The 9,667-nt window shown below is 71.3% G+C and carries 7 protein-coding genes; all 7 read left to right on the top strand.

Translation table 11 applies throughout. The annotated features are described in order from the left end of the window. Window positions 1-170: 170 nt before the first annotated feature. The 7 genes from ACWC9R_RS22390 (at window position 171) to rho (ending at window position 9,452) form a co-directional block, all read left to right on the top strand. The gene (locus ACWC9R_RS22390) at window positions 171-683 is read left to right on the top strand and encodes a response regulator (RefSeq protein ID WP_450733942.1); all 513 of its coding nucleotides are present in this window, start codon (window positions 171-173) and stop codon (window positions 681-683) included. 96 nt (window positions 684-779) lie between these two features. Then, complete coding sequence (nrtL, locus tag ACWC9R_RS22385) at window positions 780-1,847, top strand: ArgS-related anticodon-binding protein NrtL (protein WP_450733934.1); 1,068 nt, start codon at window positions 780-782, stop codon at window positions 1,845-1,847. A gap of 26 nt (window positions 1,848-1,873) precedes the next feature. Then, entirely contained in the window at window positions 1,874-3,265 is a 1,392-nt protein-coding gene (gene lysA / locus ACWC9R_RS22380) for a diaminopimelate decarboxylase (RefSeq protein ID WP_362614116.1), read from the top strand. Between the two features lie 137 nt (window positions 3,266-3,402). Beyond that, the gene (locus ACWC9R_RS22375) at window positions 3,403-4,695 is read left to right on the top strand and encodes a homoserine dehydrogenase (RefSeq protein ID WP_450733933.1); all 1,293 of its coding nucleotides are present in this window, start codon (window positions 3,403-3,405) and stop codon (window positions 4,693-4,695) included. Window positions 4,696-4,703: 8 nt separating this feature from the next. Next, window positions 4,704-5,780 (top strand): threonine synthase, encoded by a 1,077-nt coding sequence (gene thrC / locus ACWC9R_RS22370; protein ID WP_362614111.1) that lies wholly within the window; start codon window positions 4,704-4,706, stop codon window positions 5,778-5,780. 341 nt (window positions 5,781-6,121) lie between these two features. Continuing rightward, window positions 6,122-7,039 (top strand): homoserine kinase, encoded by a 918-nt coding sequence (gene thrB, locus ACWC9R_RS22365; protein ID WP_362611526.1) that lies wholly within the window; start codon window positions 6,122-6,124, stop codon window positions 7,037-7,039. Window positions 7,040-7,412: 373 nt separating this feature from the next. Beyond that, on the top strand, window positions 7,413-9,452 hold the full coding sequence (gene rho / locus ACWC9R_RS22360) for a transcription termination factor Rho (protein ID WP_450733931.1): 2,040 nt from the start codon (window positions 7,413-7,415) through the stop codon (window positions 9,450-9,452). Window positions 9,453-9,667: the final 215 nt, after the last annotated feature.

Genomic DNA, 9,667 nt, shown 5'->3' with positions numbered 1-9,667 from the left:
GGGTCTCGGGGCGGGGCGGGCGGACCCCGGCCGGGGTCCGCCGGACCGGCCCTAGCGCATCCGAGGGAGGCGCCGGTGAAGCTCCGGGAAAGGTCCCTCGCACGGGGGCGGAAGTGGGGAAAACCGGGACGCAGTCGCAGGTGGGGCCCTAGTCTCATGGTGTGCCTGGCTTGTCCGGTCGGATTCTTGTCGTCGATGACAACAAGGTGATCCGCCAGTTGATCAGGGTCAATCTCGAGCTGGAGGGCTTCGAGGTCGTGACCGCGGCTGATGGTGCCGAATGTCTGGATGTCGTGCACCACGTGAGACCTGATGTCGTGACCCTTGACGTCGTGATGCCGCGGCTCAACGGTCTGCACACCGCGGCGCGGTTGCGCTCCGATCCGCGGACGTGGGACATCCCGATCGCCATCGTCAGCGCGTGCACCCAGGGCGAGGTGAACAACGGCGAGTCGGTGGGCGTGGACGCCTTCCTCGCGAAGCCGTTCGAGCCGGCCGAGCTGGTACGGACCGTGGGGAGGCTGGTCCGGGAGGGCCGGCAGCGGGCGCGCGGGCCCGAGGGCGGGGCCGAGGACGAGGACGGGGAAAGCGACGGGGACGGGGGAGGGGCGGGGCGCGGGACCTCGTCCGGCGGGGTCGCGGCGTCCGGTGGGGCCGGGATGCTGGAAGCGGCCGGGGAATAGCCCGGAACGGCGTCCGGGCCCCGGATCATTACCTGGAGTGTCCACAGGGCGAAACCGGGTCGCATAGGTACCCCAGGTCTCCCATACGCTTGTCCTGTGACCCCCGCTGAGCTCTCCCGTACCGTCCTGCGCTCCGTGCGTGGTGCGGTGGAGGAGCAGGAGCTCTCCGTGCCCGTGCCGGCGCGGATCGTGGTGCAGCCACCGCCGCGCCCCGGGTGCGGGGACTACGCCTCCAATGTCGCGCTGCAGCTCGCCCGGGATGCCGGGCGGCCGGCCCGGGAGGTCGCCGAGATCCTGCGGAAGCGGCTGATCGGAAGCGCCGGGATCGCCGGCGTCGAGATCGCCGGGCCGGGTTTCCTGAACTTCACGCTGGGGGACGGCGCGCAGGTCGCGCTGGTACGGGAGGTGCTGTCCCAGGGGGACGGCTACGGGGACCGGAGCGCGCGGCGTGCGCGCGAACCCCGCCCCGCCCACCGTCCCGACTCCGCGCTCACCCCCACCTCCACCGCCCGTGACGTCGTCGTCGCCGAGGCGCTGGTGCGTCTCCGGGCCGCGGCGGAAGGGGCGGCTGAGGGCGAGGGGCAGGCCGTGACCCACCCCGTGCCGCCCGTGCCGCCCGAGCTGAGCGCCCTCGTCGTCCGGCTCGGAGCGGACGAAGCGCGCTGGGCGTTGCTGCGGCCCGCCGCGCAGGACCCGGTGCGGCTGCCCGAGCGGCCCGTGCAGCGGGAGAGCAACCCGCGGTTCCGGGTGCAGTACGCGTATGCGCGGGCGCGGGCGCTCGGGCGGTACGCGCAGGAGCTGGGATTCCGGAGCGAGCCGGGGGACATCGGTGCTCCGGTGGGGGCCCGGGGCGCGGGCGAGGGGCCGTCGGCCGGGGGCGCGTCCGCCGCGCAGACCCTGCAGACCTTCCACACCCTCCTCGCCACCTACCCCTCCGTCATCGAGACCGCCGCGCGGCTGCGGGCGCCGGACCGGGTGGTGCGGCATCTGGAGGCGACGGCGGACGCGTTCTTCCGGTGGCATGACGACTATCCGCCGCTGCCCGTCGGGGAGCAGAAACCCTTGGCCGTGCATCGCGCCCGGCTGGCCCTCGCCGAGGCCGGCCGGACGGTGCTCGCCAACGGCCTGCGTCTGCTCGGCATCTCCGCTCCCGAACACCTCTGAACGATTTTGAGGGGATCTCCACTGTCATGAGCCGTTCCGCGCACCCCGCAGGGCCCCGGCACGCCGATGTACTGCCCGAGGGCCACTACGCCGGCCCGCCCGCCGATCTCAACAGCCTCGACCCGCAGGTCTGGTCCCGTACGGTCCGGCGCAACGCCGACGGTGTGGTCACCGTCGGCGGGCTGGACGTCGCCGCGCTCGCCGCGGAGTTCGGCACGCCGGCGTACTTCCTGGACGAGGACGACTTCCGGGCGCGCTGCCGGGCGTGGAAGGACGCCTTCGGGCCGGACGCCGACGTGTTCTACGCCGGGAAGGCCTTTCTGTCCCGGGCCATCGTCCGGTGGCTGCACGAGGAGGGGCTGAACCTCGACGTCTGCTCCGCCGGTGAGCTGGCCACGGCGCTGGCGGCGGGGATGCCGGCCGAGCGGATCGCCCTGCACGGGAACAACAAGAGCACCGAGGAGATCACCCGGGCCGTCGAGGCGGGCGTCGGCCGGATCGTGCTCGACTCCTTCCAGGAGATGGTGCGGGTCGCCCATGTCGCGGAGCGGCTGGGCAAGCGGCAGCGGGTGCAGATCCGGGTCACGGTCGGTGTCGAGGCGCACACCCACGAGTTCATCGCGACCGCGCACGAGGACCAGAAGTTCGGCATCGCGCTGGCCGGCGGGCAGGCCGCGGAGGCCGTGCGCCGGGCGCTCAAGCTGGACGGCCTGGAGCTCATCGGGATTCACAGCCACATCGGGTCGCAGATCTTCGACATGGCGGGCTTCGAGGTGTCGGCCCGCCGGGTGGTGCAGCTGCTGACCGAGGTGCGCGACGAGCACGGCGTCGAGCTGCCCGAGATCGACCTGGGCGGCGGCCTCGGCATCGCGTACACCTCGGACGACGACCCGCGCGAGCCGCACGAGATCGCGACGGCGCTGGGCGACATCGTGCGCCGGGAGTGCGAGTCGGCCGGGCTGCGAATGCCGCGGCTGTCGGTCGAGCCGGGGCGCGCGATCGTGGGCCCGACCGCCTTCACGCTGTACGAGGTCGGCACGGTCAAGGAGCTGGAGGGGCTGCGGACGTACGTGTCCGTGGACGGCGGGATGTCGGACAACATCCGCACCGCGCTCTACGACGCGGAGTACAGCGTGGCGCTGGTGTCGCGTACCTCCGACGCCGCGCCGATGCTCTCCCGGGTGGTCGGCAAGCACTGCGAGAGCGGCGACATCGTCGTACGCGACGCCTTCCTGCCGGCCGATGTGGCGCCGGGGGACCTGCTCGCGGTGCCGGCGACCGGTGCGTACTGCCGCTCCATGGCCAGCAACTACAACCACGCGCTGCGCCCCCCGGTCGTCGCGGTGCGCGAGGGTGCGGCCAGGGTGATCGTCCGGCGGGAGACAGAGGAAGATCTCCTGCGGTTGGATGTCGGGTAGGGCCGGATCGCCGGGCCCCGGTCCCGAATGAAATAAATGTCTCGGCATCTGGACGACGGGCGGAAACTGCCGTCCGGTGCGTGAGACTTGTGCATGAGCAAGCTGGAAATCGCTGATCGATGAGAAGCAGAGGTCGAATGATGCGTACGCGTCCGCTGAAAGTGGCGCTCCTGGGCTGTGGTGTTGTCGGCTCAGAGGTGACGCGCATCATGACGACGCACGCCGACGACCTCGCCGCCCGCATCGGCGCGCCCGTGGAGCTCGCCGGGATCGCCGTCCGCCGCCCCGACAGGGTGCGTGAGGGCGTCCCGGCCGAGCTGGTCACCACCGACGCGACCGCGCTCGTCAAACGCGGCGACATCGACGTCGTGATCGAGGTCATCGGCGGTATCGAGCCGGCCCGCACCCTGATCACCACCGCCTTCGAGCACGGCGCGAGCGTGGTCTCCGCCAACAAGGCGCTGGTCGCGGCGGACGGCGCGGCGCTGCACGCGGCGGCCGAGGCCAAGGGCGCCGACCTGTACTACGAGGCCGCCGTCGCGGGCGCGATCCCGCTGGTGCGGCCGCTGCGCGAGTCGCTGGCCGGTGACAAGGTCAACCGGGTGCTCGGCATCGTCAACGGCACGACCAATTTCATCCTCGACAAGATGGATTCGACCGGCGCGGGCTACAGCGAGGCGCTGGACGAGGCGACCGCGCTGGGCTACGCCGAGGCCGACCCGACCGCCGACGTCGAGGGCTTCGACGCCGCCGCCAAGGCCGCGATCCTGGCCGGTATCGCCTTCCACACCCGCGTGACCATCGACGATGTGCACCGCGAGGGCCTCACGGAGGTCACCGCGGCCGATATCGCCTCCGCCAAGCGGATGGGCTGCACGGTCAAGCTGCTGGCCATCTGCGAGCGGGCCACGGACGGCGCGTCGGTGACCGCGCGGGTGCACCCCGCGATGATCCCGCTGACGCATCCGCTCGCCTCCGTCCGCGAGGCGTACAACGCGGTCTTCGTCGAGGCCGAGGCGGCCGGTCAGCTGATGTTCTACGGGCCGGGCGCGGGCGGCTCGCCGACCGCCTCCGCGGTCCTCGGCGACCTCGTCGCGGTCTGCCGCAACAAGCTCGCCGGGGCCACCGGACCGGGCGAGTCCGCCTACACCCGGCTGCCCGTCAGCCCGATGGGCGCGGTCGTCACGCGCTACCACATCAGCCTTGATGTGGCCGACAAGCCCGGCGTGCTCGCGCAGGTCGCGAACATCTTCGCCGATCACGGCGTATCGATCGATACGGTCCGTCAGCAGGGCAAGGACGGCGAGGCCTCCCTCGTCATCGTCACCCACCGAGCGGCGGACGCGGCCCTGTCGTCGACCGTCGGGGCACTGCGCGAGCTGGACACCGTGCGCGGTGTCGCCAGCATCATGCGGGTCGAAGGGGAGTAAAGGAACCCATGTCTGCCAATTCCACCGCGAGCCGTCAGTGGCGCGGAATCATCGAGGAATACCGTGACCGGCTGCCGGTCAGCGACACGACCGAGGTCGTCACCCTCCGGGAGGGCGGTACCCCCCTCGTACCGGCCCAGCTGCTCTCCGAGCGCACCGGCTGCGAGGTGCACCTCAAGGTCGAGGGTGCCAACCCCACCGGTTCCTTCAAGGACCGCGGCATGACGATGGCCATCACGCGCGCCAAGGAGGAGGGCGCCAAGGCGGTCATCTGCGCCTCCACCGGCAACACCTCCGCCTCGGCCGCGGCCTACGCGGTCCGCGCCGGCATGGTCTGCGCCGTGCTCGTCCCGCAGGGCAAGATCGCGCTCGGCAAGATGGGCCAGGCACTGGTGCACGGCGCGAAGATCCTCCAGGTCGAGGGAAATTTCGACGACTGTCTGACGCTGGCCCGGAGCCTGTCCGACAACTACCCCGTCGCACTTGTGAACTCCGTCAACCCGGTCCGCATCGAGGGCCAGAAGACCGCGGCCTTCGAAATCGTCGACATGCTCGACGACGCCCCCGACATCCATGTGCTGCCCGTCGGCAACGCCGGCAACATCACGGCGTACTGGAAGGGCTACCAGGAGTACGCGGCCGACGGCATCGCCTCGCGGACCCCGCGGATGTGGGGCTTCCAGGCCTCCGGCAGCGCGCCGATCGTGCGCGGCGAGGTCGTCAAGGACCCGACCACCATCGCCACCGCGATCCGCATCGGCAACCCGGCCTCGTGGTCGTTCGCCCAGCAGGCGCGGGACGAGTCCGGCGGCTTCATCGACGACGTGACCGACCGTCAAATCCTGGCCGCCTACCGCCTGTTGGCGGCCAGGGAGGGCGTCTTCGTGGAGCCCGCCTCGGCCGCTTCGGTGGCCGGTCTGCTCAAGGCCGCCGAGGAGGGCAAGGTCGACCCGGGCCAGCGCATCGTCTGCACGGTCACCGGCAACGGCCTCAAGGACCCGGACTGGGCGGTGGCCGGAGCGCCGCAGCCGGTCACGGTCCCGATCGACGCGGACGCCGCGGCCGAGCGCCTGGGCCTCGTCTAGCACCCCGCGGCCGTACGGACGGAACGGTCCGTACGGCCCCCGGTGACGGGGCGGTACGCGCCCCGTCACCCGCGCACAGCAAAGTGTGCAAAGGCTGCAAAGTCATGGCAGGCAGCGTCGGGGCACGCGAAGGCGCGCGACACGCATCGTGCGCCTCCTGTGCGCCCTATGTCGCGACAGAACCTTCCTTCGATAGGCTGGCAGCCAACTCCCCTCCCCACGGCATAACGCAGTGGTGTTCAGGGCAGGTCAGAACAGACCCCAGGAAGCCGGCCGGGCACTTCGGTGCCGCGGCGCTCCGGGGCAGTACCGCAGTATCAATCAAGGAGAGTCATCGAGCGATGGCCGGTCCCGCGTTCCGCGCCGCCGCCGTCCGGGTGCGCACCCCCGCTACCAGCGCCAATCTCGGTCCCGGCTTCGATGCCCTGGGTCTTTCCCTGGGCCTGTACGACGATGTCGTGGTGCGCGTCGCCGACTCCGGGCTGCACATCGACATCGCAGGTGAGGGCGCCGAAACCCTCCCGCGCGACGAGAGCCACCTGCTCGTACGGTCGATGCGCGCCGCCTTCGAGCTGCTCGGCGGGCAGCCGCGCGGCCTGGAAATCGTCTGCGCCAACCGCATCCCGCACGGCCGCGGCCTGGGTTCCTCCTCGGCGGCCATCTCCGCCGGCATCGTCGCGGCCCGCGCCGTGACGATAGGCGGTGAGCAAAAGCTCGACGACAGTGCGCTGCTGGAGCTGGCCACCGAGATCGAGGGCCACCCCGACAACGTCGCCGCCTGTCTGCTGGGCGGATTCACGCTCGCCTGGATGGACACCGGAACCGCGCGGGCGATCCGCATGAACCCCGCCGGTTCCATCGTTCCGGTGGTCTTCGTGCCCGGAAAGCCGGTGCTGACCGAGACCGCCCGTGGACTGCTGCCGCGCACCGTCCCGCATGTGGACGCCGCGGCCAACGCCGGCCGCGCCGCACTGCTCGTCGAGGCCCTGACCAGGCGCCCCGAGCTGCTGCTCGCCGCGACCGAGGACCGACTCCACCAGGAATACCGCGCTCCCGCGATGCCGGAGAGCGTGGCCCTGGTGAACCGACTGCGCGCGGACGGCGTCCCCGCAGTCGTGTCCGGTGCGGGCCCCACGGTGCTCGCACTGGTCGAGGAAGCGGCGGCCGACAAGGTCGCGGCACTGGCGGGAGAGGGGTGGGCGGCCAACCGGCTGACCCTCGACGCGGCGGGCACCTGCGTGCTGCCGCTCGCCGGGTGATCACGCGGGTGATCGACGATTGCCGGTCTTGGAGAGGGGGAATGTTTGTTGGACCCGGTAGTGTTAACCTCAAGTCAGTACTCGTCGCCTGAGTGGCGCGGTGCTTCGTGTCCCCCATAGGGACCACTTTCTTCCGGGAGCCTCCCAAACTGCTCGGAGCAATGGCCTGAGCAGGAGTGAGCACGCTCCGGAATCGGCGTGACGACATGAGTCACTCTGCATCTCTTCACGCCGGCGCCATGAACTGATCTCTCCGCCACTTCCGGCGGGACCACCGCCCCGGCACCGGTCCACAAGACCAAGGACCCAGCCGGACAGCACAACCGGTCGCCGAGCCAGACAGGCCGACGCCCGCTCCAGGGAAGGACCCTTCGTGAGCGACACCACCGATCTGATGGGCGCGCGCACCGACGGCAGTGCCACCGCGCCCGCCACGGACGCTCCCGCCGCGCCCGCTACCACGCGGCGCCGCCGTTCCGGCACCGGCCTTGACGGCATGGTCCTGGCAGAGCTGCAGCAGGTCGCCTCCGGCCTCGGTATCAAGGGCACCGCGCGGATGCGCAAGAGCCAGCTGATCGAGGTCATCAAGGAGAAGCAGGCCGGGGGCTCCTCGGCCAAGGCCGACGCGCCCGCCGACGCCGAGACCAAGCCCAAGCGCCGCGCGACCTCCAAGGCCCGTACCGGCGACGACGGTGCGGACACGGCAGGCGGCAAGGCCGCCAAGTCCGACAAGGGCGGCAAGGCCGCGGACCAGCAGCAGATCGACATCCCCGGCCAGCCGGTCAGCGACGAGCAGCCGGCCGGTGAGCGCCGCCGGCGCCGGGCGACCGCCGCCGCGGGCAGCCCCGAGGCCGCCTCGGGCGACCTCAAGACCGACACCAAGGTCGAGGCGAAGACCGAGGTCAAGGCGGACGCCAAGACCGACACCGCGACCGCCCCGCAGGAGACCGGCGAGGGCCGGTCCGGCAAGGGCGACCGTCAGGACCGCGGGGACCGTCAGGACCGTGGCCAGAAGGGTGACCGCGGCGACCGTGGTGACCGCGGCCAGCGTCAGCGGGACCGCGGTGACCGCCGCAAGGGCGACGCCGGTGACGGCGGCGGCCAGGGTGGTCAGGGCGGCCAGGGCGGCCAGCGTCAGCGCGACCGCCGCAACGATGACGACGACGACTTCGAGGGCGGCCGCCGGGGCCGTCGCGGCCGCTACCGCGACCGCCGGGGCCGTCGCGGCGGCCGCGAGGACTTCGGCAACGAGCCGCAGGTGTCCGAGGACGACGTCCTGATCCCGGTCGCGGGCATCCTCGACATCCTCGACAACTACGCGTTCATCCGGACCTCCGGCTACCTGCCGGGCCCGAACGACGTCTACGTCTCGCTCGCCCAGGTCCGCAAGAACGGCCTGCGCAAGGGTGACCACGTCACCGGCGCGGTCCGCCAGCCCAAGGACGGCGAGCGCCGCGAGAAGTTCAACGCGCTGGTCCGTCTCGACACGGTCAACAGCGTGGCGCCCGAACAGGGCCGCGGGCGTGCGGAGTTCGGGAAGCTGACGCCCCTTTACCCGCAGGAGCGGCTGCGCCTGGAGGGTGAGTCGGGCGGTCTGACGACCCGGATCATCGACCTGGTCACGCCGATCGGCAAGGGCCAGCGAGGTCTGATCGTGGCCCCGCCGAAGACCGGCAAGACCATGATCATGCAGGCGATCGCCAACTCGATCACCCGCAACAACCCCGAGTGCCACCTGATGGTCGTCCTCGTCGACGAGCGTCCGGAAGAGGTCACCGACATGCAGCGGTCGGTGAAGGGCGAGGTCATCTCCTCGACCTTCGACCGCCCGGCCGAGGACCACACCACCGTCGCCGAGCTGGCCATCGAGCGCGCCAAGCGTCTCGTCGAGCTGGGTCACGACGTGGTCGTCCTGCTGGACTCCATCACCCGTCTGGGACGTGCGTACAACCTCGCCGCCCCCGCCTCCGGCCGCATCCTGTCCGGTGGTGTCGACTCGACCGCGCTCTACCCGCCGAAGCGCTTCTTCGGTGCGGCGCGCAACATCGAGGACGGCGGTTCGCTGACCATCCTGGCCACCGCGCTGGTCGAGACCGGCTCGCGGATGGACGAGGTGATCTTCGAGGAGTTCAAGGGCACCGGCAACCTGGAGCTCAAGCTCGACCGCAAGCTCTCGGACAAGCGCATCTTCCCGGCGGTGGACGTGGACGCGTCCAGCACCCGTAAGGAAGAGATCCTCATGGGCAGCGACGAGCTGGCCGTGGTGTGGAAGCTCCGCCGGGTGCTGCACGCCCTGGACCAGCAGCAGGCCATCGAGCTGCTGCTGGACAAGATGAAGCAGACGAAGTCCAACGCGGAGTTCCTGCTGCAGATCCAGAAGACGACGCCGACCGCGGGCAACGGCAACGACTGACGCCCGCCCGGCGCGTACACCGAGCCCCTCTCGCCCTCACGGGTGAGGGGGGCTTCGTGCTGCCCACGCCGTACGGCAGGGCCGCGGGCGGTGATCTGTGACCTGGGCCGCGCCCCGGCGGCCGCGCCGCGGGCGCGCTTGAGACCTTCCGCACAGATCCGTGCAACCCACACGGTTCCAGCCATGGCGGAAAAGGGGACGAAAGGCCAGGTGAG

This window comes from Streptomyces sp. NPDC001219 (assembly GCF_053597915.1).
This window is presented reverse-complemented; position numbering and strand designations above follow the sequence as displayed.